A 22,848-nucleotide genomic window follows, 5' to 3' on the forward strand; every position below is an offset into this window, starting at 1 on the left:
GTGACACATGGCGTGGAGGGGGCAAGATGCCAGCTATTAAACTCTCGTCAAAAACCCTGGTCCATATTAGCTCTGGGCTCTATCGCAGTACCGCCAACGCGCTGAAGGAACTTATCAGCAACGCTTTTGACGCGGACGCGACGCTCGTCGAGATCAACACAAACTCCCCAAGATTCGACACGCTTACTTGCAAGGATAACGGCACGGGAATGTCCAAGACAGAGTTCGAGCGGCTGATGGAAGGAGGTATCGGCAACAGCAGGAAACGCGTAGGCATGGCCGATGACAACGAGGTCACAGCAACTGGACGGCCGCTGATCGGGCGAATTGGCATTGGGTTGTTGGCGATAGCTCAGGTCTGCTATCAGTTCAAAATCAGTTCGCATCATCGCGAGACACGCACCGCATTCGAGGCCGTCGTTAACCTTCGGCCTTACCGACGTGATGAACTGGCGTCGGCTGATACTGAGAAGAACATTGATCTTGAGGTTGGCCAATATACTTGCAAAGAAATCCGATACGATGAGTCAGCTGCCGGGGTTTTCCTGTCAACGAAAGACATGCACCCGTCCTACACGCAGAGATACAGCGACGATGTTGTGCGAGAAGCCTTTCAGCTTGTCCCCATGCGGTTTTCGAGCTTTCTGAGCGAGGTCCTTTCCAAGCGTTCAATAAGAGAGCTTGGGGACTACTGGCAACTTCTTTGGGAGCTATGCATCTCCTGCCCGGTCAGTTATGTAGACGAGGGACCGTTGCGTGCCGATTACATCATTGCCTCCTCGGAACACGATTCCAAGACCCAAGTTGTGGCGTCGGCTACCGAGGCCATCGGTATAGCGGGCAAGCTCTCTGCGGCTCTCACAGGCTACAACTTCACAGTTAAACTCGATGGAACACCAATTCGCAAACCTGCATTGCTGCCGCACAAGGAATCTCTCCAGCTTGAATCACGGGCGTTCCCAATCGAGTTTGACGGGAAGATAGAAGGCAGCCGCCTCAAGTACGATGGTTATATTTACCTTCAAACGCGAATGATAAAGCCCGCCGAGTTGAGGGGTATTCTGGTTCGCGTACGCAATGTTGCGATTGGCGATTATGACCTCACCTGCTTGAACTACGAAAAGGTTCAAGGTTTTCGACGAGACTGGTTGAGCGGAGAGGTGTTCGTCGAGCACGGCCTCGAAGACGCGCTCAACATCGATAGGCACAGTTTCAACGAAGTTCACCCTCATTTCATGGCGATGCAGCGGCATATACACAAGCTTCTGAACGAAGACGTTTTCCCATCAGCGTTACGTGCCTCGACTCTATCTGGACGCCGCAAGTCGGAATCAACCAGAACAACGGGGGATAGCGCTCTCACTGAGTCAATCAAAGCCGTCGTCAATATGCGTTACACAGTCTCGAGAGATGGAAAGAAGACCAGCGAACCAGTACCGATAAATATTGACGAGAAGAAGCACCGCATTGTCATCCACGAACATCCACTTTGGCCGAAGAACAGGACTGCTCGCATAGCGGCGGAGAGAATAGCTGTCGCATTCATGCTGGCGAGACTGCACGCCGAGGATTCCGAATCTATTGCGGAGATCGCGTTTCAGATTCTCGGAGGTTCGACGGCGTCATGAGCAGGATCGATTACGACACAGACATCGTAAAGCACTTTGTCCGATACGACGGTTGGCTCCAGGCCCTTAAGTATCGGCATCAGGCAGTCCGGCGCGCGATCAACGGGAAACGAAGGACTCAGCCTATGAATTATTTCACGTTTTGCGCGTCGAGTGCCATCGACGTATTTATGCTTGAACGTGCGAAGCTCTTAAAGCGAGACAGGTCATCTGGACGCCTTGAAAACGTCTATTACTGTGAGGCCGATGAGCAAGAGTTCGCAAAGATCGCGAGTCTCCTTGGGTCCGGTGAAGCCGGATTTATGGAGAAGTTTGAGGATTTTGTTCTATTCAGGGATGATAATCACACTCGAGGAAAGTCGAGGCTTGATCCAAGCGAAAAGGTGCCCGATGATTCGAGCATCCGACGAAAATTCGCGTGTAAGGCGCTCCACGAGAAATTCGTCGGTTTGTTTCCATTTGACGTTATCAATCTTGACTTGTTCGGAAACTTGTTCCCGCCTCTCGGCCCTGCCTACAGCCCAATACTCAAGACCTTTGAGCGAATCTTCGAATGGCAGAATCGCGCCTCGGATCACGACGGACATGAGTGTGAGGGTTTCTCGCTTTTTCTTACTGCCTATGTCCACAAAGAAAATATCAATAAAACTGCACTTGGAGATCTCATCAGGAGCGCGAGGTCCAATCTGCGTCATGAGGTTCTGTCAGCGGCTTTTACCGAGCGCTATCCCCATGGCGACCCCGGTCAACTCATGGAAGATAACTTCCCTGTGTTTTTCTCGATCATCTTGCCCAAGATTATTGCAAACATTGCTTTGAAGCATAGGTGGATCGGAACTCACCGGAAAATCTACCTGTATCATCGAACAGAACTTGGCAACAGGCCCGAACTTGGCGATTACCACATGATGACGTCCGTGGTTTGCTATAAGAGGTTCGATGAGTCGGATTGCTTGCCCGGCGAGGCGCATCATGACCGATTTCTGAGATACTATCTGCCAGAAATTGCCAGCATATTTCGTTTCAAACCCCTTGATGTTGGCGATCACCTCGACATGCGAGGTAACGAACTAGTAAGAATAATATCGAAAGACCTCGCGGAGGTCGTGAGCTTTCGTAATAATGTGCTTGAATCATTCTGCGAATAGACCACGAAGGATAAGCCTTGATTGATTTGGCCGAATCAGGTCATTTACCACTTCAAATCCGTCGGTATCTGGTCCCGCTGGGAATTCAGTAGCCACTCACTCAAGATAGAAAATCTCGAAAAGCGGGGAGACGCATCTCCCGAGGGGGCCGGAAAAGGGGCCGGAAAAGGGGCCGGAAAAGGGCCGGAAAAGGGGAGGGCCGGAAAAGGGGACATTCTTATATCAATAAGGGCCGGAAAAGGGGACATTTTTATATCAATAGGAAAGCCAGTGAAACTGGGAAATCCTTCAAGACTGGGCACAGGATGGGTATCACTGGAAGCTCGTTCGTGGTCTCGTGGCCCTGGTCGGGGACGCAACGCAGGTCCCGGATGTCAGAACTGGGTGGCGAGCTCGGCTTCCGTCGAGGTAAGACGGCTGGCGTAGTGGGGCACGATGGCTCTCGCGGACAGGACGCAGGCGGGGTGGGTACGTGACGAGAGTCGAGCTAGCGTCGGGAGCTGAGCAGGGCTCGGGATTCACGGAATTCGCGGGTCCGGTTGGCGGGGCATCACATCGAGGTCCGCCGTGTCGAGGAGGAATCAGGAGGAGGAATCAGTGGCCACGCACCCAAGATAGAGAAGCTCGAGAAACTGGGGGGGGGCTCCCGAGAGGCTCCTCGAATTTCGCGCCCCCCATCCGAGCGATTGGTCTCGTGCTTCGGCGTCAATCCACGGCTGACAGACCCGCTATATTCAGCACATTACCCAGTCTGTTGGCCTTGAGTGTCTGGCCTCGAACATGCCCTGCGTGGCAGGCCTCGGTGATGTTTGGTGGCCTTCGACGCGGCCCTCGGATGCCGGGTGACGATCCGTGTCAGGAACGAGCCGCGACCAGATGCCGCGGAGCCGACGCGGGGGCGGCGCGGCCGCACCAGCCATCGTACAGGGAGCCCCCCTTCAGAGCAGTCCGCCTTTCAGGTCGGGGTGGGTTTTGCGCCAGGCCTTGAACGCCCGTGCGAGCTTGCCGCGGGGAGAGCAGTGGATCACGCTGGAGAGGTCGTGGGCGAAGTCGCCGACGTCCTGGTCCGGACCGAGGGGCCAGCCGGTGTCGTTCAGGAAGGTTTGGGCGACGTCGTAGTCTCGGGAGTAGCTGAGCCGGTTGGGACGGTAGACCATCGACGTCTTCCGGCCGATCACGTGCTTGCCGATGAATCCGTCGAAGGTCTTCGCCAGCCGCTTCAGGGCGCCGTGGCGGGGGAGGAGAGAAACGCCGCACTCGTGTCGCGCGGGATCGGTCGAGTCGCGGGCGTCGAAGGCGTACGCGTCGCCGCCGTTATCGCTCCCGAACACGATCAGCCCGCGGATGCGGTCGAGGGGCACGTCCGGAAACCAGTCGGTGAGGTCCTCGTCGCTCCGACTGGCGAATCGATAGAAGCGGTTCAGGCGGGCGAGGTCGTGCCAGGTGAGGTCCTTCGGATAGCCGGGCGACGCGACCTTGATTTCCGCGTCGTGATCGAACCGGCCCGGCCCGAACCGGAGGACGAACGCCCGGTAGCTCGCCGGCAGGGTGAACCCGGACTCGGCCTGGAATGCGTCCAGGTCCTCCGCGGTCGGTAGCGGGACCGACTCGTCGTCGGCCTGCAGCTCGATTCGGTCGTACACCACGTTCCAGGGGCCATCCTCCCTCGGCCCCTCCGGACAGGCCACGCGGGGATTGCTCCTCGGCACCGGCTCCCAGCGCACCTCGTGCGGGCCCGGCACGCTCCAGTCGATCCGCCTCGCGGCCTCCTCGAACCGCTGCATCTCCGTCCGCTCCTCATCCGACCCGACCGTCCAGATCCGGATCTCGACCTCCCCCGTCGCAGTGACCTCCGTGTACAGGATGCCCTCGTCGATCGACTTCCCCACCCGCCGCGGCGGCATCACCAGCATCACCCTCGACTCCGCACCAAGCTCGGCCATGATTCCGCTCCTGGGCATCGATCGGACTCGAATCTCGGGCCGGAAAAGAGACAGTCTACCCCAGGGATGTTGGAAAGTTGGTCTTTACGACCGGCGAGGCATGCCGGATTTCTTGCGCGGGATCGAGGCTTCCTTGAACATCAAGGGCCTGCCCGGGGCTCGGCCGGAGCCTCGCCCTCCCGAAGGGAAACGTCCCCGGCCCGGGAGGGCGAGGCTCCGGCCGAGCCCGGCGCGAGCTGTCGACCGCGCCCGGGCCGGGTTCCCAGCCGCATCTCGGGCCCGAGAGGGCGCAACAGAAACGGTCGGGTTCCGACCCCGCCTCCGGGTCGCCAAGACCCACTTTCCGGCATCCCAGGCCAGGAGTCTGTCCCATAAGCCGTACGCCATGGTCCTGCGACCCCCTCCGACTCCCACTCGGTAAGGGCTCTGATTGACCCACAAGTGAGTCGGTCCATTCTGATCCCCTCCCCCCTGGTGGGGGAGGGTTAGGGAGAGGGGGAACGGGCAGGCCAAGGATGAAAGACCGGCCGCTCCGATGAGGACCGCTCGGCATCAACGCCGGGCCGGCTGGCCGGTGTGGTAGCCCCCTCTCCCTAACCCTCCCCCACACGGGGGGGAGGGGACCGGAAGGCCCGCCCAGCCCGCCATGTCCCCCCCTTAGACAGGGCTTCCTAGCACCGTGAGTGCCGATGAGCCAAGGGGGAGCGGATCATCGGTCGCCTCTCCATTCGTGGGTAAAGCAAAGCCTTTCGAAGGGGGGATTCAGGGGGGTCCTATGGGACCGTCACGGACAAGTCACCCGGCAACGAACCGAGGAGATGCGAGTCGTGAACTCGCTTCGCTCAAGGCTCCCTCACCGCTCGCGGAGTCCCCATGCCTCGGCCTCGCGGCGGCCGGCCTCGAGGCCGTCCTGGTAGCCCTGGTCGAAGAGGCGGTCGCGGAATTCGCGGTCGTGGACTTCCATGCGATCCTCGTGGACCTCGGGGCTCTCCGCGCCGGTCCAGCGGATGAGCTGGGCCACGCGGTCGAGCTGGTTGGCGAGGAAGCCGCCGACCGGGGTCCCCCAGGCGCGGAAGCCCAGGGCCTCGTGCTCGACGATCTCGAGGAACGTGGTGGGCTGGCCGTTGGCGGCGACGCGATCGGTCGCGGGGACCTGCACCGCGTCACCGGGCAGGGGACGCGGGCGCGGGTGGGCGATCTCCTCGGCCTCGTACTGCTCGTCGAGAGGAGACTCCATCAGCCCGCAGGAGACCAGGGCCTTGACGTGCTTGCAGCCGCCCGGATCGATACCCGCGCGGTGGAAGACGAAGTCGGGGCACTCGCAGGCGATCCCCGTCTCCGCCTGGACGACGTCGTACTCGGTGCCGTCGAACTTGCGGAGCCGGAACGCCCGGACCACCCCGGGCTCCTCCACGACAAGCGGCCGGACCTGGTACGCCGACCCGTTGATGAACAGACTCAGCCGCGCCGAGCACCGGGCCGACGGGCGGGGCGAACCCCCGTCGGGCCGCTCGTGAAGTCTCGGGTATGGGGCGTGCAAGCTCGGCATGATGACCCTCCCTCGTCGGCAATCCGTCCTGATCCTGGTGCCCTCGTCGCCGGAACTGTTCCTTCCCGGGGATCGCTGGCGGTATCATCGGGACCATGCTTCCTTACTCCATCCCGCACCTTGAATTATAGCCGCGAAGTGTACCTGTGTATAGTATTTCTCGAGAGATTTTTCCGGGTGTCTTCGCGGCCGTTTCGGCGGGCGGGAATCGTGACTGAACGGCGGCATCGGGCGGTGTACCTGACGGGTCCGACGGCCTCCGGGAAGTCGGCGGTGGGGGTCTTCCTGGCTCGTCGGCTGGGCGCGGAGGTGATCGCGCTCGATTCGATGACGCTCTACCGCGGGATGGACATCGGCACGGCCAAGCCGTCGATGGCGGAGCGGGGGGGGGTGCCCCATCACCTGATCGACGTGCTGGACCCCTGGGAGTCGGCGAGCGTGGCCGAGTACCGGCGGCTGGCCGAGGCGGCGGCGGCGGAGATCGAGGCCCGGGGAAAACGCGTCCTGTTCGTGGGCGGGACGGCCCTGTACCTCAAGGCGATGCTCCGCGGCCTCTTCGAGGGCCCGGGCGCCGATCCGGGGTTGCGGTCGCGTTTGGAGGCGGAGGCACGCCGGGTCGGCTCGCCGGCGCTCCATGCGCGGCTCGCCGCGGCGGATCCGGTCACGGCGGCCCGGGTGCATCCCAACGACGAGCGGCGGATCGTCCGGGCCCTGGAGGTCCACGAGCTGACCGGCCGGCCGCTGAGTTCGCTCCAGTCCGAGCACGCAAGCCCCGCGCCGGCCGGGACCATGGTCTTCGCCCTGGATCGGCCCCGGCCCGAGCTGCACGCCCGGATCAACGAGCGGGTCGACGCCATGTTCGAGGCCGGCCTGGTGGAGGAGGTCCGCGGGCTCCTCTCGGCGCCCCGGCCGATCGGCGGCATCCCGGCCCAGGGCGTCGGCTATCTCGAGGTGATCGATCACCTGCAAGGCCGGACCACGCTGCCCGTGGCCGTCGAGCGGGTCAAGGCGCGGACCCGGCAGTTCGCCAAACGCCAGATGACCTGGTTCCGGGGCCTGACCGAGGTCCAACTCCGAGCCGTCGATCCCTCGGCGTCTGCCGAATCGATCGCCGACGACCTGTTCCGTGAGCTGACGACCGGTTCGAGCGACCGCTGAGGGGAGGTTGATTTGCCCTTCACGGCATGGTCTCGATCTGCTATCAACCGGGCTGATCGACGGGATTGGGCCGTCCCGCGCCGGGATTGCGCGAGGATCGGGCCGACCGGACGGTCTTCCCCGTCTGCACTCGGGTCGTCGTGACACGGCGGCGAGCGTCCGCCAGGCCTCGATCGGGGCCGTTCCCAGGGAGGGGACTGATGCCAATGGGCCGGCGAATCTTGATCCTGCTGGCGATGCTGCTCCTGCCGACGCTCCTGGAATGGCCGGCCCGCGGCCAGGACCCGCCGCTCCCCACGCCCGCCCCGGGGGAGGTCGTCGGCTCCGGGTTGCCCCCGGTCTCTGCCGCGGCCGACGATCCGCCGGCCGGGCTCGCGGCCCCGCAGGACCCCGCCCCCGCCCCCCCGCAGGACGCGAAGCCGATCGGGCACGAGCCCGCGGCGACCGACGCGACGGCTCCGCCGAAGAAGGCGCCCGCGAAGCCGAAGGCCCCGGCGGCGAAGCCGGCCGTTGCGATGCCCGAACCGACGCGCGACGAGGAGGTCCGTCGGACCGAAGGTGCCGAAGGGACGCCGCCCGCCCAGCCCGCGGCTCCTGCCGCGACTCCGGCCGCGCCGCCCGCGTCGGCGCCCGCCTCCGCGGCGGAGGGGACCGGCTTCGCCCTGCCGGCGGACCAGTTGCTCATGGGCAAGCAGGAGGCGGTGCTGAGCGTCGAGGTTCAGGCCCCGCCGGACATCGTCTTCAACCGCGAGTCGACCGCGAAGCTGATCATCCGCAACAGCGGCTCGTCGGACGCCGCCGCCGTGATCGTCCACGACGAGCTGCCGCCGGGCCTGGAATTCGTGAGCTCGCAGCCGGATGCCGAGCGGCCGGCCCCGAACCTGCTCGCCTGGCGGATCAGCACGATCTCCGCCGGCACCGAACGGGTGATCCTGGTGAAGACCCGGCCGACGAAGCGAGACGGGGCCGTCGACCACGCGGCGACGGTCACGTTCCAGGCCGGCAGCAAGGCCAACAGCCGGATCCTCTGCCCGCAGCTCAAGGTCGAGGTGACGCAGGCCCCCTCCGAGGGGAAGGTCCTCAAGAACAAGTACGCCGAGTTCCGGATCGTGGTGAGCAACCCGGGCAACGGCCCCGCGCGGGACGTCATCGTCAAGGCGATCCTCTCCAAGGGGCTCCGCCATGGCGGCACCGAGCCGACCGAGGACAACAGCTTCTCCCTCCCCCTCCAGAAGCTCGTCGCCGGCCAGCGGATGGAGCTCGACCCGCTCGAGGTCGACGCGGTGCAGGGGGGAGAGCAGTCGTGCATCGTCAGGGTCACGAGCGCCGACGTCGACTTCGCCAAGGAAGCGCACGAGGTCGAACGGAAGGTCGAGGTCGTGGAGCCCAAGCTGAAGATGACCATCACCAGCCACGACAAGCGATTCACCGACATGGTCGCCCCGTACACCATCACGCTCGAGAACGAGGGCACGGCCCCGGCGCGGAACGTCAAGCTGACGGCGACGCTGGGCATGAACGGGAAGTTGACCGCGCCCCCGGCGGGCGGCAAGTACGATCCCAGCACGCGCAAGCTGTCGTGGGTCGTCCCGCTCATCGAGCCCAAGGAGAAGCCCCGCCAGTTCTCCTTCGAGGTCCGGATGGGAGGCGTGGGCGACTACGAGGCGTACTTCGAGGCCCGGGGGGACAACGGCCTGAACGTGTCGGATAGCCGGCACACGAAGATCGAAGGGATGGCCGACGTCGACCTGGTCGTCAAGGAGAAGCGCCGGGTCGTGGATGTGGACGGCACGACCACGTTCCAGATCCTGGTGCGGAATTACGGCACAAAGGAAGCCACCAACCTGAATCTTCGCGCCGCACTCTCGTCCAACGTCCAGGTGGAAGAGACGGGAGGAGGGCCCAACAAGCCGGCCCACGTGAACCCGGGCAAAGAAGGGGAGGTCATATTCCCCCCGATCGAGCGCCTCGGGCCGGGCAAGGAGATCGCCCTGTCCATCAAGGTGAAGATCCTCAAGCCCGTGCCCAAGATCGCCACCTGCCGGGTCTTCCTCCTCCACGACGGCCTCGAGCCGAACGAGACCCTGGAAGACATGGCCGGCGTGAAGGTCGGCGAATCGCGCCGCGCCCTGAGCATCGGCGGGCCCTGACCGGGCCCCTCGATCGAACCCGTGCCGCCCTCTCGCCGTCTCGAACCCCTCGATCGCCGTGCCGGTCCCCGTTACCCTATCGACGGCACGCCTCGGGAATCGGGCGTGCCCGGGGTGGCGCCGGGTGCCCGGCGTCTTCGCGAGTGCGGGATCTCGGGGCACGCAGGGGCGCGGGGGGTGAACGATGGCGCGACGCTCGGCCGCGACGGCCGGCCTGGGTGGTCTGGTCGTCGCCGTGAGTTTGATGGCGACCGCTCCGGCCGCACCGGCCGACGGCCCTCCGCTGCGGGGCGGGCGCGTGGTCGTGCTGGGAGACTCGATCACGAAGGGAGTGCGCCCGGGAGTCCGGGCCGAGGAGACGTTCGGGTCGCTGGCGGAGCGTGCCCTCAAGGTCGACGGGATCGACGTCGAGGTCGTCAACCTCGGGATCGGCGGAGAGCGGACCGACCAGGCCCTGAAGCGGCTCGACTCCGTGGCGGCGGTTCGGCCCCGGGTCGTGACCGTGATGTACGGGACGAATGACAGCTTCGTCGATCCCGGGTCGTCCGCGAGCCGGATCTCTCGAGACGAGTTCGGGGCCAACCTGCGGGCGATCGTGGCCGGCCTGCTGCTCCGCGGCATCGAGCCGGTCCTGATGACCGAGCCGCGATGGGCCGACGGGGCCCCGTTCAACGGACTCGGCGAGAGCCCCAACGTTCGGCTCGCTTCCTACATGGAGGCGAGTCGCGAGGTCGCCGCCGAATGCCGAGTCCCGCTCGTGGATCATTTCGCCCGCTGGAGCGAGACCCGCGCGAAGGGCCAGGACCTGGCCGAGTGGACGACCGACGGCTGCCATCCCAACCCGAGGGGCCACCGCGAACTCGCCCAGGCCCTGGCGCCGGCGCTCCGCGCCGCCTTCGGTCCGGCTCCCGCGATCGTTCCCTTCCGGACCGAGCTTCGGACGATCCTGGAGCATGACGACGGCCGGTTCCTCTGGTATCACCCGAGGGCGACGGCCGTTCCGGGCGCCGGCGGTCCGGCTCGGCCCGAGGTCCTCATCACGCTCCAGAAGCACCTGCGGACCTCGGACCATTATTCGGGGCTGAGCGACCTGAGCAGTCCCGACCTGGGGCGGACCTGGATGGGCCCCCGGCCCGTGGCCGAGCTGGACTGGGTCCGCGAGCCGGGCGGCGTGGACGTGGCGGTGGCCGACGTCACCCCGATGTATCACCCGCGGTCGGGGAAGGTCCTTGCCGTGGGCGCCCAGGTCCGCTACAGCGCGAAGGGCGAACAGCTCGAGGACCGTCCCCGTTCCCACCAGACGGCCTACGCGGTCTTCGACCCCCCGTCGGGCCGATGGACGCCCTGGCGGCGGGTCGAGATGCCGGCGAATGAGACCTTCCATTTCGCGCGCAGCGCGTGCGCACAGTTCGTCGTCGAGGCCGACGGTACGGTGCTCGTGCCGTTCTACGTCGGGAAGTCGGCCGACGTCCCCTATCGCGTCACGGTCGTCCGCTGCGGCTTCGACGGCGACGCGCTGACGTATCGCGAGCACGGCGACGTCCTCGCCCTGGACGTCGCCCGCGGGCTCTACGAGCCGTCGCTCATTCGCCTGGGCGATCGCTATTTCCTGACCCTCCGCAATGACCTGAAGGGGTATGTGACCTCGAGCGGCGACGGCCTGCGTTTCCGCCCCGTGAAGCCGTGGACCTTCGACGATGGCGAGGACCTGGGGAGCTACAACACGCAGCAACACTGGCTGGCCCACGCGGGCGGCCTCTTCCTCGTCTACACCCGCCGAGGTGCGGGCAACGACCACATCCCGCGCCACCGCGCCCCGCTCTTCATCGCGCAGGTCGACCCCGAGCGGCTCCACGTGATCCGCGCGACCGAGCGGGTTCTCGTCCCCGAGCGTGGCGCGGAGCTCGGGAACTTCGGGGCGTCGCCCATCACCGACCGCGAGTCCTGGGTCACCGTCGCCGAGGGCCTCTGGGACGAAGCGTCCCGTCGCCGGGGGGCGAAAGGGGCCATCTTCGCGGCCCGGGTCCTCTGGTGGGAGCCGGCAACGGCCCCGGATTGACGGGGCCCTCGGGATGTTGGACTCGCGACGGCCCGGCTTTCATCCTCGGCCTGCCTGTTCCCCCTCTCCCTGACCCTCCCCCACCAGGGGGGAGGGGAACGGAATGGACCGCCTCACTTTTGGGTAATGAGAAGCCCACCAGGGGGGAGGGGAACGGAATGGACCGCCTCACTTTTGTGTAATGAGAAGCATGGTCAGGGGGAGAGCCGGGTTTGGCCTCGTCCTCAAGCCCAGGCACGCTGTGCCGGATGAGCCTGTTTTCGTGTGATCGAGGTGGCACATGTTCCTTCCATCGCTCGTTCTGGCCTTGCTCGCCGCCGCCGACCCGCCGCCGCAAGCCGCCTCGATCGCGACGATCGAGGAGCTCTGGTCCGGGTTCGACCCGCGGGCCGCTCCCCTCGACTTGGAGGTCGTCAAATCCTGGGATGAGGGGGAGGTCCACCTGGAGACTTTCTACTTCACGGGCGAAGTCTTCGAGGGCGAGGCCGTCCGCGTCTTCGGCCACTTCGGCCGTCCAGCGCAAGCCCGGGGACTCGTGCCTGGCGTCCTCCACGTCCACGGCGGCGGGCAGACGGCCAGCCTGGACTGGACCCGGTTCTGGGCGAAACGCGGGTATGCCTGCCTGAGCTTCGACTACTGCGGAGACGCGAATGTCGCGGGCCAGGGACCGGGCCCTCGGCGCGAGCGGTACACGCGCTGGGGGAAGGTCCCGGCCGACATGATGAAGGTGGGCGGCGGCCTGTCGATGACTCCGTCCGCCCGGTACAACCCGTGGTATCACTGGACCCTCGTCGCCCGCCGCGGGCTCACCGTCCTGGAATCCCGGCCGGGCGTGGACGGGGAGAAGCTCGGCGTCTTCGGCATCTCGGTCGGCGGGACGCTCACCTGGAGCATCGCGGCCCTTGACTCGCGGGTGAAGGCGGCGGCCCCGATTTATGGCTGTGGGTGGGAGTTCTACCCATATCCGCCCGACGAATCGGCCCCGGTGACCGACGACCTGAAGCTCTGGCGCAGGCTCATCGCCCCGGAGGCCCATGCCGCCTCCATCCGGTGCCCTGTCTTCTTGCTGAGCGCGACCAACGACTTCCACGGCCGGATGGACCTCGCCTTTCGCACCCTGGACCGCGTGCCGGCCCGGGTGAAGGGGCAGGTCTTCTCGGCGAACTACGACCATCACGTCGAGCCCGCCGAGGCTCGTTCGCTGCCGCTGTTCATGGACGCCCACCTGAAGGGGGCAGGGGGGCCGTGGCCCGCGTCGCCGCGGGTCGAGGTGGACGCCTCCGACGGGGTGCCGGTCGTCCGCGTGGTCGCCGCCGACCCCGACCGGGTCGAACGGGCGGACCTCTACTACTGTCTGAACAACGCCTGGCCCACGGCGCGATTCTGGCGGTCGATCGCGGACGTGCATCGTCAGGGGGACGGATTCGCGGGGCCGGCCCCCTTCCTGACCACGACCGACGTGCTCCATGCGTTCGCCAGCATCACCTACTCATCGGGCGTGCGGATCAGCTCGCGGCTGTTCACCAGGCCGGTCGCCTCGCTCGCCGGCGTGCGGCCGACCCTCGAACGGCAATCGCTCGTGGACGCGATGGAGACTCCGCGCGACTGGGCCTGGGTCCCGGCGTTCACGGACCCGTGCCGGGAGGGACGCTTCTTCGCCGAATGGTCCGGCCCGGACGGCCGGCGAGGGTTCACCCTCGACCCGGACATGTTCCCCCGCTCCCGGCCGATGCCCTTCCACTTCGGCACGCGGAAGGTCGGAGATCCGCAGTTCAGCGGGGAAGGTCGCAAGGCGCTCCTGCTCGACCACCTCGCCGCTCACGTCCCGGATCGGGTGACCGTCCGCCTTTCGTACCGGCCTCCGGACCAGAACCCGACCGAGTACTCCTCCGTCCTGCCGGCCGCGATCGGCGAGGGCGACTGGCGGACCTGGCGGATGGAGCCCGGCCAGTTTCGCGACATAGCCGGTCATCGGCTCCCGGGCTGGGATCGCGTCGACCGATTCGTGCTCGAGGGGAGCAGCCCGGCGCACCGACCGCCGGTCTTCAGGAACCTCCGCTGGGCGGACGAATGAGGGATCCCCAGACGATCGAGCGGAGACGCGACGGGCAATCGCCCGGGGCACACCCAGGCCCCCGCGGGCTCGGCCACGTCGCCGCCCGCTCGAGTCCCGTCAGGCGTCGGTGGACATGCCGGACGCCTGGAGGACCGATCGCTGCACGGCCAGGTCGTGCCGCGGCGAGAAGTCGGTCTCCTTCTCGCCGCGAATCACGCGGGCCATGTCGGCGGCGTCGGCGACGTATCGGGTGTACTTCGGAAAGGTGAGGTCCTGATACCCCTTGCGGTACGGCTCGTGGGGGGTCTTGAAGCTGACCCGGGCCGACGGATCGTCGAGCGGCTGGATGTGGAACGTCCCCTCCGTGCCGCAGACGACGAGGTGACGCCTCTCGCCTCCGTCCACTTCCAGGGCACTCGACCTGACCGTTGCGGTCGCTCCGGGATACTCGAAGACGGCGAGCATGTTGTCGATCAGGGAGTCCTTCGCCCGCGATGAGTGACGGGCGTAAGGGATGACCCGCGCCGGCGGACCAAGCACCCCCACGACCAGGTCGATGACGTGGCAGCCCAGCTCGAACATGATCCCGCCACGGTACTGGGCGAGGCCGATGCGCTCGTCGGGCCCCACCACCTTGCTCATGACCGCGTGGACCTCGAAGACGTCGCCGAGCCAGCCGCGCCGGAGCACCTCGCGGAGCAGGACCACGGCCGGGTTGTAGCGGTACATGTAGCCCATCTGCACCAGGAGCCGCTTTTTCTCCGCGGTCTCCAGGATCCGGCGGTACGCGGTGAGCGACTCGCCGGCCGGCTTGTCGAGGTGGACATGGAGCCCCGCGTTCACGCCGGCCTCCGCCGCGTCGAGCAGGTCCCGGACGCGGGTCTCGACCAGCACGGCCTGGAGCCCTGGCACGTTGAGGAGCTGCTCGCGAGTCATCCAGGGCAGGCCGCGGTAGGCCTCGTTCGAGCTCACCTTCTCGCGCAACTGGTCGTCCGGCTCGACGAGGCCGACGACCTCGTAGTCCCGGGATTGCCGGTAGACGGACAGCTTGGTGGCATGGGCGTGCCCCACGCCGATCTGGCCGATCCTGATCCGCGGCGGCGACGGCCCGACGTCGTCGTGTCCTCCCCGCGCCGGGGCCCCGAGAAGGGGCGCGGCGAGGAGACCGGCGGCTTCTCGCATCAGGGTCCGACGGCTTCGACCGTGCATCGTTTCCTCCGTTGGAGCGGCGGTGGAACCAAGTTGATCGCCGTGGTCACGGTCCCTGGAAGTACTTCTTGACGATCCAGTCGGGCTGCCACTGGTCCGGCTTGCGTTCGAAGTCGTCGAATCGCACCGCTTTCGGCTTCGGCTCCTTCACGGTCAGCGGCTGCGCGTCGCCGACCTTCTCTTGCCAGGTCTTCATCAGGACGGTCAGGCGCTTCATCTCCGGCTCGTGCCCGGGCTCGGCGGCGAGGTTCCGGGTCTCGTGGGGATCGTCTCGCAGGTCGAAGAGCTCGCGGTGGTTGATCCGCGGATAGACGATGAGCTTCCACCTCGCGTCGCGCACCGAACGCATCAGGTCGCTGAAGGGGAGGAAAACGGAGTCGCGAATCTTCGCGTTCTCATCCGTCCAGAGCGGCCGAAGATCCCGGCCGGCGAGCCCGGCCGGCGGTTTCGCACCGGCGAGGGCGCAGATCGTGGGGAAGAGGTCGAAGAGGTACGTGAAGGCCGTGGTCGTTCGACCGGCGGGGATGCCGGGGCCGGCGATGATCAGCGGGCTTCGCATGCTGTGTTCGTAGAGGCTCTGCTTGCCGAGCAGCCCGTGGCTCCCGAGCGCCAGGCCGTGATCGGCCGCGTAGATGACGATCGTGTCGTCCGCGTGGCCCGACGCCTCCAGGGCCGCGAGGATCCGCCCGACCTGCTGGTCGAGATGGGTGATCAGGCCGTAGTACTCGCAGAGCTGGTCGCCGATGACCTGCGGGGGCCGCGGGTAGGCCGCGAGGTTCTCGTCGCGGACGTCCTTGAGGATGCCGTTGTCGAACGCGGGCTCGGGCAGGAGGTTATCCGGGAGCGGAGGCCGGTCCCGGTAGTAGATCTGCCGGAACGACTCCGGCGGGTTGCGCGGATCGTGGGGCGCGGTGAAGGCGACGTAGCAGAAGAACGGGCCGCGGCCCGTCCGCGTCCGGAGGAAGTCCACCGCGGCGTCGGCGAACTGCTCGCTCGAGAATTTCGCCGCGATCCGGCGATCGACGACCTTGCCATCCCGGACATCGGCGACCGGGACCTTGGTGTGATCGGCCATGCCGCCGAAGAAGACGGATCGGCCGTTGGGGAAGGCTCGCACGAACGAGTCCTCGCCGTTGTGCCACTTGCCGGTCGCGAAGGTCTCGTAGCCGGCCTCGCGGAGCACCTCCGGCAGCAACTTCACCTCGTGAAGGTCATGCGGGACGTCAAGCCAGGTCCGGCCGCTCATGAGCATGGCGCGACTCGGGATGCACACGGCCCCGCTGTTCGAGCCGAAGCAGTAGTTGCCGCGGAAGCTGGCCCCGCGGCGGGCGAGCCGGTCCAGCGTCGGGGTCTGGATGTGCGTGTTCCCCCACGCGCCGATCGTGTCCGCGCGCTGGTCGTCGGCGAGCAGCAGCACGATGTTCGGCCGCGCCGGCTCCGCCCCGCTTGCCCCGGAACCGACCAGAGCCACCAGGACCATTGCCTGCGCAGTCACCGCGCGTCGGAAGTTAACCATGCACATCGGAGTTCCTCCCTTCGAGCCATCCGAGCCGGCTCGAGGGTCCATCAAACCACGTCCCGGTGCGAATCGCGAGGGACCTCATCGGGACGTCCGTGGGATCCGGCCGATTCGCGGCTCGGGATGAGCGGCGGTCTCGTTCACGCCGCGACGTGAGCGGATCATCGGTCGTCGCTCCACTCGTGGGTAAAGCAGAGGTTCTTCGAGCGGAGAATCGATGCCAGGAGCAACCTCAGCGCCGGTCGCCCTCGCGGGCGCCGACCGCGCGGAGCGGGCTGTCGGGACGCAGCCGCAGGTCGCCGGCCTCGGCATCCCGAAAGCCGGGATCGATCCCGTACGTTCCATCCTTCTCGGGGATGGGCAAGCTGGGGCGGCTTCGGCCAGACGCGTCCAGGCAATACCAGGCGTTGCGAGTCAGGGTGAAGCTCTGAGGGGCGGTGGCGTCGCCGATGTTGGCCGGCACGACCATCTCGTCGGAGCGGAAGGCGATCAGGTTGTCGGTGAACTGTCCGTTCCGACAGGGCACGAAGCCAGGCGCCCGGTTCTCCTGGAGGATCCGGAACCCCCAGCGCCTGGGGCGGTAGATCGTATTGTGCCGCACGCTGGCCCCGTCCACGCCAACGAAGGCAACGGGCGTCATGGATCCGTCGAACGTGCAGTCCTCGACCGTGATCTCCTTCGCCTCGTGGCCCTCGAGCCTGGGGCGGAAGAAGGCCAGGCCCGTGCTGCCGCCGAGGTTGACGGCCCGCTGCCCGGCATGCTCGAACCGACAGCGGCGGATCACGATGTCCCGGCTCCCCCCCTTGGCCTGGACCCCGCTGTCGCCGGTCGTGTCGCCGTGCCGGAAGGTGGAGCCGACGATCTCCCCTCGATGGCAGCCCACCATGTCGATCCCCGAGCCGCCGCTCCCCCAGCGTTCGATCGTGCAGCCCTCGACCCGGAAGTCGTCCACGCCCGAGAGCTTGAGCCCGTCCCGGTTGCCCGTCGGGCCGATGTCGCGGATGACCAGATTCCGTACCAGGACGTGGTGAGAGGGCCTGTCCAGAGTGCCGCCGTCGTCGATGTTCACGCCGTTGCCGGTCGCCCCGATCACGATCAGGTCACGGAGCTCGACGTGGGCCACCCGAGACAGGTGCAGCCCGGTCGTCCCGTCCCGGAACACGGGAGGTCGTTTCGGGTCGCTCGCCCTCAGGACGATCGGCTTCCCGGGCTCTCCGTGCAGACCCTGGACCATCACGTCGCCCCGGTACTCGCCCGGCGCCAGGAGGATCGACTCGCCGGGACGGGCCCGGGCCAGGGCGTCCCTCAAGTGCGGTACGTCGCTTACCGTTCGCGTCGGCTCGTCCCGGGCCCGGACACGAGCGGACGAGGCGAGCACGAGCAAGACGAGGGCGATGCGCTTCATTCCATGCCTCGGCGAAACGGGATTTCCCGGGACGGGTCAGGACACTCAGGAGGCCCGTGCGGCCAGCGCGCCCACTCCGCGGGCCAGCGCGCTTGTTGTCTGGGTAGCCGCTCAGCGCGCGGGAACCATGCCCAGACGATCGCACAATTCCAGCGGCATTTCCAAGCCCTTCTCCTCGAGATGACGAGCGATCCGTTGTCCGAGAGTCGACGCGTCTCGGGGGCGGTTTTCCAGGGACTTGTTTCGCGTGATCGCCGGGCCATGTAGGTTGAACGTCACACGAGATCGGGGCCGGCTCGACCGGCGGGAGCCTTCCGTCAGGAGAAAGAAGACGATGATCCTGCGACCTGCCACGGTCCTCGCCGCGCTGTCGGTGCTGGCTTCTGCGGCGTGGGCCGACGAGCGTGCGGCCCGGCCGGCGATCGCGATCCATCCGGAGAATCCGCACTACTTCCTCTTCCGCGGGAAGCCGCTCGTGCTGATCGCGGCGACGGAGCATTACGGGTCGGTCGTGAACCGGCCCTTCGACTTCGACCGGTATCTCCGCGATGCGGCGCGTCTCGGGCAGACCGTGACGCGGACGTTTCTCCTCTTCCGCGAGCAGCAGAGCGCGCAGAATCCGTACTCGCCGATCAAGCCGGAATCGCCCGACTTCGTCACCCCCTGGCACCGGACGGGGCCGGGCAAGGCGATCGACGGGGAGCCGCGCTATGACCTCGATCGGTGGAATCCCGAGTACTTCGATCGGCTCCATCGCTTCCTCTCGCGGGCCTCCGAGCTCGGGATCGTCGTGGAGTTGACGCTGCTGAGCAACACCTATGGCGACCAGGTCTGGTCCCTCAACCCGCTCCGAGCTCCGAACAACTTGCAGGGCGTGGGCCAATGCCATTTCGCGGACTACAACTCCCTCAAGGACAGGGATCTGGTGTCTCGCCAGCTCGCGTACGTCCGCAAGGTCGTGCAGGAGACGGCGGGCTTCGACAATGTCTACTACGAGATCTGCAACGAGCCCGGCGGCGGCATGCCAGGGCATGCGACACCGGCCGATGTCGACGCATGGGAGGCCGAAGTCAACCGGGTCGTTCGTGAGGAGCTGAAGACGCTCGGGCGTCCGCACCTGGTCTTCGGGTCGCAGGCGTTCTCGTATCATCCGAAGTTCACTCAGCCCCTCGACGGTAGCTTTGCCGACCCGTCGCTGGACGCCGTGAATGTCCATCCCTTGCCCGATACGGTCCTTGGGGGCCGGACATTCATGATGGGCAACTTCATGTCGAAGGAGCTGGCCCTGTCCGAGCTGCGCGACTTCGGCCTGATGGCGAACCGGGTCGCCGCCAAACCCTTCGTCCATGACGAGGACAACGCCGCGAGCTGCTACCGCAACGAGATCGGCTGGACGATCCACCGCAAGCGGGCCTGGGTCGCCGTGATGACGGGGGGGCACTACGACTACATCGACTTCTCGATCAACGTCGGCAACGAGACCGGCTCGGCCGAATCCCGCGCCGGGATCCGGACCTGGATGCACCACCTCTCGAGATTTATTCATGATTTTGACTTCATTCATGCCAGGCCGGCCCCCGGATGGATCGTGGAGAAGCCGGCCCCGCTCGTGGTCGCATCCCTGGCCATCCCGGGCAAGGATTACGTGGCCTATCTGGCCGATGCCCGCGAGGTGACCGACGCCGCCGCCGGCTCCCCGGTCTCCGGGACCGTCGCCTTCACCCTGCCCGCAGGCAAATATGGCCTCTCCCTCTACTCCCCGAGCGGCGGCCTCTCCTCGCCCGCGATCCCGATCAACGGCGGCCCACGCGCCACGATCGACCTCCCGCCGTTTCACCACGACGTGGTCATCCGGGTCACTCGTGTCCCCTGAGACTTCGAATCACGCGCCGTTCGGTGATCGGTCACGGCGGTGCCGTTCGAGACCGAGGTCGACGGAAGGGGGGGCTCTGAAGGGGCGTTCTGGTTCACGATCGGTGTTCAGGAAGACGGGGCGGGTCGCCTTACAAGTGCCTTCCGATCCGGGCATGGCAGGCGGTTGACTCACTCGAGGGCCGCACGACGGGGACGTAGCAATTGGTGCAGCTAGAAGGTGCAGCTCGAAAGGGACAGGCAGCTCGAAGGGGATATAGGAATTGCCCCTGGAGATGAACGAAGCAGCGGCAATGCTCGACTCACCGCCTTCTGCGTGAACAGAGTCCTGATCGGTGAGTGTGCGGGCGAGCCTGATAGGCGGAAAGGTGTCGGAGGCGAGACTGGTGAGCCGACGTCCGGGTGACACGAGGGGGCCATCCCGACCCTTACCTGTCGGGAGTGGCGGGTGGCTGGCGGGGATCCGCATCACGAACCACGCCTCGTCGTCTTCCCCTTTTGATTGGTCCGGGAGCCACTTGCCGAGGCGGTCGGTGGCAGATCGAGCAGGTGGGAGATGACCTCCAGATCGGGGTGGGTGTTTCGGATCAGGATCGCCAATCGATCCATGTAATGCTGATGGATTTGGGTCTCGATCTCCGAGCCGACCGGAGCCTGATCCGTCGTCGGGAGGGCACCGAATTCCCGATAGCCGCCGCAGTCCCGGTGGTCGAGCAGGTAGACCTGCTTGATCCGATGGAGCTTGATCGAGACGGCCAGATGGTCCCAGAACGTGGTCGCCCACTGCGGGAAGACACCGCTGAATACACCCAGCGAGGCACCGGCGAGGACGATGTGATCGTAGGTGATTTTCGGCTTGCCGGGGGGCGTCAGACTGTCCATGTAATCGACGATCTGGTGGGGGAACCGGAAGTCGATGCAGGTGAGGACCAGGGCGTCGGCATCGTGGGACTTCCCCTGGTAGGACCGTTCCAGGAAGTCCATCTGGTGTCCCTGTCGGATGTGATCTCCCGGCATCCGTGGCTCCCTGATTGTCGACCCGTGATAGAACGCTGCTCAACGGTCATGTTGGCTTCGTAACCCTGGCGTGTCAACGACGGCTCAGTCCAGGAGGCCACCATCCTCCTGGACCGCATGGCCCGTTCAGGCCATCGCAAGTGTTGATTCTGCGAGAACATACATATATCGTAATGATACTCCGAATCGGATTTCCGCTGGGCAGCGGCCGCTGCTCCGCTGGGGACCTCGCCCTGGCATCCACGCCGACCGATCGATCAGGAAACCCCGAAAAAGAGGATGGTTCGGCTGACTGTGTACATATGAAACTATACAGGAAGCTAGATTCTCATCACCGTGTGGTCGGGTCATCTCTCGGGCGGAATTTGGCCTCGGAATTGCAACTGGATAGATGGCGACTGGATAGCCCTTGACGAGGTTGGATACCGATGCTTCCGCAGTCAAATCTCGGAGAGTACCTGACGGTGACGGTCGCACCCGGGTTCCCTGGTGTTGGTGCGTCCACTCTCCGGACCGGGGCCGTGCCGGTAAACTGAAGCCCCATCGCCACTCACTGAATCGCTGCCGGCTCGATCGCCGCTCCGAGCTGGAAGCCGTCCACCGATCCGCGGCCGAACGAGATCGCGACGATGGCTGACTTCAGGCAGTTCGTGACGACCGGCGTGCCGGGGCTGGACAAGGTCCTGAGGGGCGGCTTCCTGCGGCGGGGCTTCTACCTGATCCAGGGGGACCCGGGTTCGGGGAAGACCACGCTCGCCTTGCAGTTCCTCCTCGGCAGGAAGGCATCGGGCGAGCGTTGTCTGTACATCACCCTCACCGAGTCGTTCGCCGACATCGAGAACACCTGCCTCTCCCACGGCTGGGACCTGGACGGGCTTCCGGTCTGCGACCTCACGAGCTCGGCGGCCAACCTCGCCGGGGAGGCGGAGGCGTCCGTCTTCCACCCCTCGGAGATCGAGCTGGGCGAGACGACGCGGGCCATCCTCGCCGCGATCGAGGAGGCCAAGCCGGAATTCGTCGTGTTCGACGGACTCTCCGAGATGCGGCTGCTGGCGGGCAACCCCCTGATCTATCGCCGCCAGTTGCTCGCGCTCAAGGAGTTCTTCGCGAGGCGGAATGCGACGGTGCTCCTGCTCGACGACCGGTCGTCGCCGTTCGGGACCGTCCAGCCCGAGAGCCTCGTCGGCGGCAATATCGTGCTGGAGCGGACGATGCCCGTCTACGGGCGGGCACGCCGCAGGATGTACGCGACCAAGGTGCGGGGCTCGGACTTCCGCGAGGGCTACCACGATTACGAGATCATCCAGGGGGGCGTCATCGTCCACCCCCGACTGGTGGCCGCCGAGCATCATGACTCATTCGAGAGGGAGCAGGTGCCCAGCGGCGTGGCCCAGTTGGATTCCATGCTCGCCGGCGGCCTCACGTCCGGCTCGACGACCCTGCTGCTGGGCCCGTCCGGGGTCGGCAAGTCCACGGTCGCCATGCAGTTCGCGATCAACGCGATGAAGCAGGGGAAGAAGGCGGCCGTCTACATGTTCGACGAGGTGATCGAGACCCTGATCGACCGCGTGGAGAAGCTCTGCCTGAACAGGCCGGGCGGCCTGCAATCCTACCTGGCCGAGGGCCTGCTGCACGCCCAGCAGGTGGACCCGGCCGAGCTGTCGCCCGGCGCCTTCGCCCACGAGGTAAGGCGCGCCGTCGAAGGGGGCGCGACCATCGTCGTCATCGACAGCCTGAACGGCTACCTCAACGCCATGCCGGAGGACCGATTCCTGACGACGCACCTGCACGAGTTGTTCTCCTACCTGAATCAGAAGGGCGTGACGACCATGATGGTCGTGGCTCAGCACGGGATGGTCGTCAGCGCCGGGGCTGCCGGGGACGTGGACGTCAGCTACCTCGCCGACACCGTCCTGCTGTTCCGCTACTTCGAGGCGAGGGGCGAGATCAAACAGGCCCTCAGCGTGTTCAAGAAACGGACCGGCGAGCACGAGCGGACCTTGCGGGAGTTGAGGATTTCCAGGGAGGGCGTGGAGGTGGGCGAGCCGCTCCGCGAGTTCCGGGGGATCATGACGGGAGTGCCCCAGTATGTCGGCGAGCCGAGCATCCTCTCGGGTTTGAAGGGAGACTGATCC

At 65.9% G+C, this 22,848-nt stretch carries 14 protein-coding genes; 8 read left to right on the plus strand and 6 right to left on the minus strand.

The genetic code is table 11. The features are described from left to right. Nucleotides 1–26: 26 nt before the first annotated feature. Entirely contained in the window at nt 27–1,628 is a 1,602-nt protein-coding gene (locus G6O54_RS14760; RefSeq protein WP_165226412.1) for an ATP-binding protein, read from the plus strand. Then, on the plus strand, nt 1,625–2,776 hold the full coding sequence (locus G6O54_RS14765; protein ID WP_165226413.1) for a hypothetical protein: 1,152 nt from the start codon (nt 1,625–1,627) through the stop codon (nt 2,774–2,776). Before G6O54_RS14760 ends, G6O54_RS14765 begins: the two co-directional genes overlap by 4 nt. Nucleotides 2,777–3,714: 938 nt before the next feature. Here G6O54_RS14765 and G6O54_RS14770 read toward each other — a convergent pair. Together G6O54_RS14770 and G6O54_RS37350 are read right to left on the minus strand one after the other, a co-directional pair. Beyond that, nucleotides 3,715–4,719, minus strand: a complete 1,005-nt coding sequence (locus G6O54_RS14770; protein ID WP_165226414.1) for an SMI1/KNR4 family protein — start codon at nt 4,717–4,719, stop codon at nt 3,715–3,717. 853 nt (nt 4,720–5,572) lie between these two features. Then, nucleotides 5,573–6,268, minus strand: a complete 696-nt coding sequence (locus tag G6O54_RS37350; protein ID WP_205678806.1) for a hypothetical protein — start codon at nt 6,266–6,268, stop codon at nt 5,573–5,575. Nucleotides 6,269–6,478: 210 nt separating this feature from the next. On the opposite strand from G6O54_RS37350, the gene miaA reads away from it, so the two are divergent. The 4 genes from miaA to G6O54_RS14795 all read left to right on the plus strand — a co-directional run bounded on the left by miaA (nt 6,479) and on the right by G6O54_RS14795 (nt 13,709). Continuing rightward, nucleotides 6,479–7,426: a tRNA (adenosine(37)-N6)-dimethylallyltransferase MiaA gene (miaA, locus tag G6O54_RS14780; protein WP_250846899.1), complete on the plus strand. Its 948-nt coding sequence runs from the start codon at nt 6,479–6,481 to the stop codon at nt 7,424–7,426. 200 nt (nt 7,427–7,626) lie between these two features. After that, nucleotides 7,627–9,576 (plus strand): DUF11 domain-containing protein, encoded by a 1,950-nt coding sequence (locus G6O54_RS14785; protein WP_165226415.1) that lies wholly within the window; start codon nt 7,627–7,629, stop codon nt 9,574–9,576. Nucleotides 9,577–9,760: 184 nt separating this feature from the next. Continuing rightward, the gene (locus G6O54_RS14790) at nt 9,761–11,635 is read left to right on the plus strand and encodes a GDSL-type esterase/lipase family protein (RefSeq protein ID WP_165226416.1); all 1,875 of its coding nucleotides are present in this window, start codon (nt 9,761–9,763) and stop codon (nt 11,633–11,635) included. A gap of 280 nt (nt 11,636–11,915) precedes the next feature. After that, nucleotides 11,916–13,709, plus strand: a complete 1,794-nt coding sequence (locus tag G6O54_RS14795; protein WP_165226417.1) for an alpha/beta hydrolase family protein — start codon at nt 11,916–11,918, stop codon at nt 13,707–13,709. A 99-nt stretch (nt 13,710–13,808) separates the two neighbouring features. On the opposite strand, the gene G6O54_RS14800 is transcribed toward G6O54_RS14795, so the two are convergent. From G6O54_RS14800 to G6O54_RS14810, 3 genes are all read right to left on the minus strand, one after another. Then, entirely contained in the window at nt 13,809–14,900 is a 1,092-nt protein-coding gene (locus G6O54_RS14800; protein ID WP_165226418.1) for a Gfo/Idh/MocA family protein, read from the minus strand. Between the two features lie 46 nt (nt 14,901–14,946). Beyond that, nucleotides 14,947–16,416 carry a sulfatase family protein gene (locus G6O54_RS14805; protein WP_205678808.1) on the minus strand — a complete coding sequence of 490 codons (1,470 nt, stop codon included), beginning with the start codon at nt 16,414–16,416 and terminating at the stop codon, nt 14,947–14,949. A 235-nt stretch (nt 16,417–16,651) separates the two neighbouring features. Next, nucleotides 16,652–17,824 (minus strand): right-handed parallel beta-helix repeat-containing protein, encoded by a 1,173-nt coding sequence (locus G6O54_RS14810; RefSeq protein WP_165226419.1) that lies wholly within the window; start codon nt 17,822–17,824, stop codon nt 16,652–16,654. 334 nt (nt 17,825–18,158) lie between these two features. Between G6O54_RS14810 and G6O54_RS14815 the strand changes: the two genes are divergently transcribed. Then, nucleotides 18,159–19,697, plus strand: a complete 1,539-nt coding sequence (locus G6O54_RS14815) for a hypothetical protein (RefSeq protein WP_165226420.1) — start codon at nt 18,159–18,161, stop codon at nt 19,695–19,697. A gap of 467 nt (nt 19,698–20,164) precedes the next feature. Here G6O54_RS14815 and G6O54_RS14820 read toward each other — a convergent pair whose 3' ends face one another. Next, the gene (locus G6O54_RS14820; RefSeq protein ID WP_165226421.1) at nt 20,165–20,713 is read right to left on the minus strand and encodes a hypothetical protein; all 549 of its coding nucleotides are present in this window, start codon (nt 20,711–20,713) and stop codon (nt 20,165–20,167) included. A 629-nt stretch (nt 20,714–21,342) separates the two neighbouring features. Between G6O54_RS14820 and G6O54_RS14825 the strand changes: the two genes are divergently transcribed. Continuing rightward, nucleotides 21,343–22,845: an ATPase domain-containing protein gene (locus tag G6O54_RS14825; protein WP_165226422.1), complete on the plus strand. Its 1,503-nt coding sequence runs from the start codon at nt 21,343–21,345 to the stop codon at nt 22,843–22,845. The last annotated feature ends 3 nt before the right edge of the window (nt 22,846–22,848 follow it).

The sequence above is a fragment of the Aquisphaera insulae genome (assembly GCF_011064615.1).
Taxonomy (GTDB): domain Bacteria; phylum Planctomycetota; class Planctomycetia; order Isosphaerales; family Isosphaeraceae; genus Aquisphaera; species Aquisphaera insulae.

What these genes read in the sequence shown, in the direction of transcription:
- G6O54_RS14760 (WP_165226412.1), top strand. Translation starts at nt 27, where the DNA reads ATGCCAGCTATTAAACTCTCGTCAAAAACCCTGGTCCATATTAGCTCT.
- G6O54_RS14765 (WP_165226413.1), top strand. Translation starts at nt 1,625, where the DNA reads ATGAGCAGGATCGATTACGACACAGACATCGTAAAGCACTTTGTCCGA.
- G6O54_RS14770 (WP_165226414.1), bottom strand. Translation starts at nt 4,719, where the DNA reads ATGGCCGAGCTTGGTGCGGAGTCGAGGGTGATGCTGGTGATGCCGCCG.
- G6O54_RS37350 (WP_205678806.1), bottom strand. Translation starts at nt 6,268, where the DNA reads ATGCCGAGCTTGCACGCCCCATACCCGAGACTTCACGAGCGGCCCGAC.
- G6O54_RS14785 (WP_165226415.1), top strand. Translation starts at nt 7,627, where the DNA reads ATGCCAATGGGCCGGCGAATCTTGATCCTGCTGGCGATGCTGCTCCTG.
- G6O54_RS14790 (WP_165226416.1), top strand. Translation starts at nt 9,761, where the DNA reads ATGGCGCGACGCTCGGCCGCGACGGCCGGCCTGGGTGGTCTGGTCGTC.
- G6O54_RS14795 (WP_165226417.1), top strand. Translation starts at nt 11,916, where the DNA reads ATGTTCCTTCCATCGCTCGTTCTGGCCTTGCTCGCCGCCGCCGACCCG.
- G6O54_RS14800 (WP_165226418.1), bottom strand. Translation starts at nt 14,900, where the DNA reads ATGCACGGTCGAAGCCGTCGGACCCTGATGCGAGAAGCCGCCGGTCTC.
- G6O54_RS14805 (WP_205678808.1), bottom strand. Translation starts at nt 16,416, where the DNA reads ATGGTTAACTTCCGACGCGCGGTGACTGCGCAGGCAATGGTCCTGGTG.
- G6O54_RS14810 (WP_165226419.1), bottom strand. Translation starts at nt 17,824, where the DNA reads ATGAAGCGCATCGCCCTCGTCTTGCTCGTGCTCGCCTCGTCCGCTCGT.
- G6O54_RS14815 (WP_165226420.1), top strand. Translation starts at nt 18,159, where the DNA reads ATGATCCTGCGACCTGCCACGGTCCTCGCCGCGCTGTCGGTGCTGGCT.
- G6O54_RS14820 (WP_165226421.1), bottom strand. Translation starts at nt 20,713, where the DNA reads ATGCCGGGAGATCACATCCGACAGGGACACCAGATGGACTTCCTGGAA.
- G6O54_RS14825 (WP_165226422.1), top strand. Translation starts at nt 21,343, where the DNA reads ATGGCTGACTTCAGGCAGTTCGTGACGACCGGCGTGCCGGGGCTGGAC.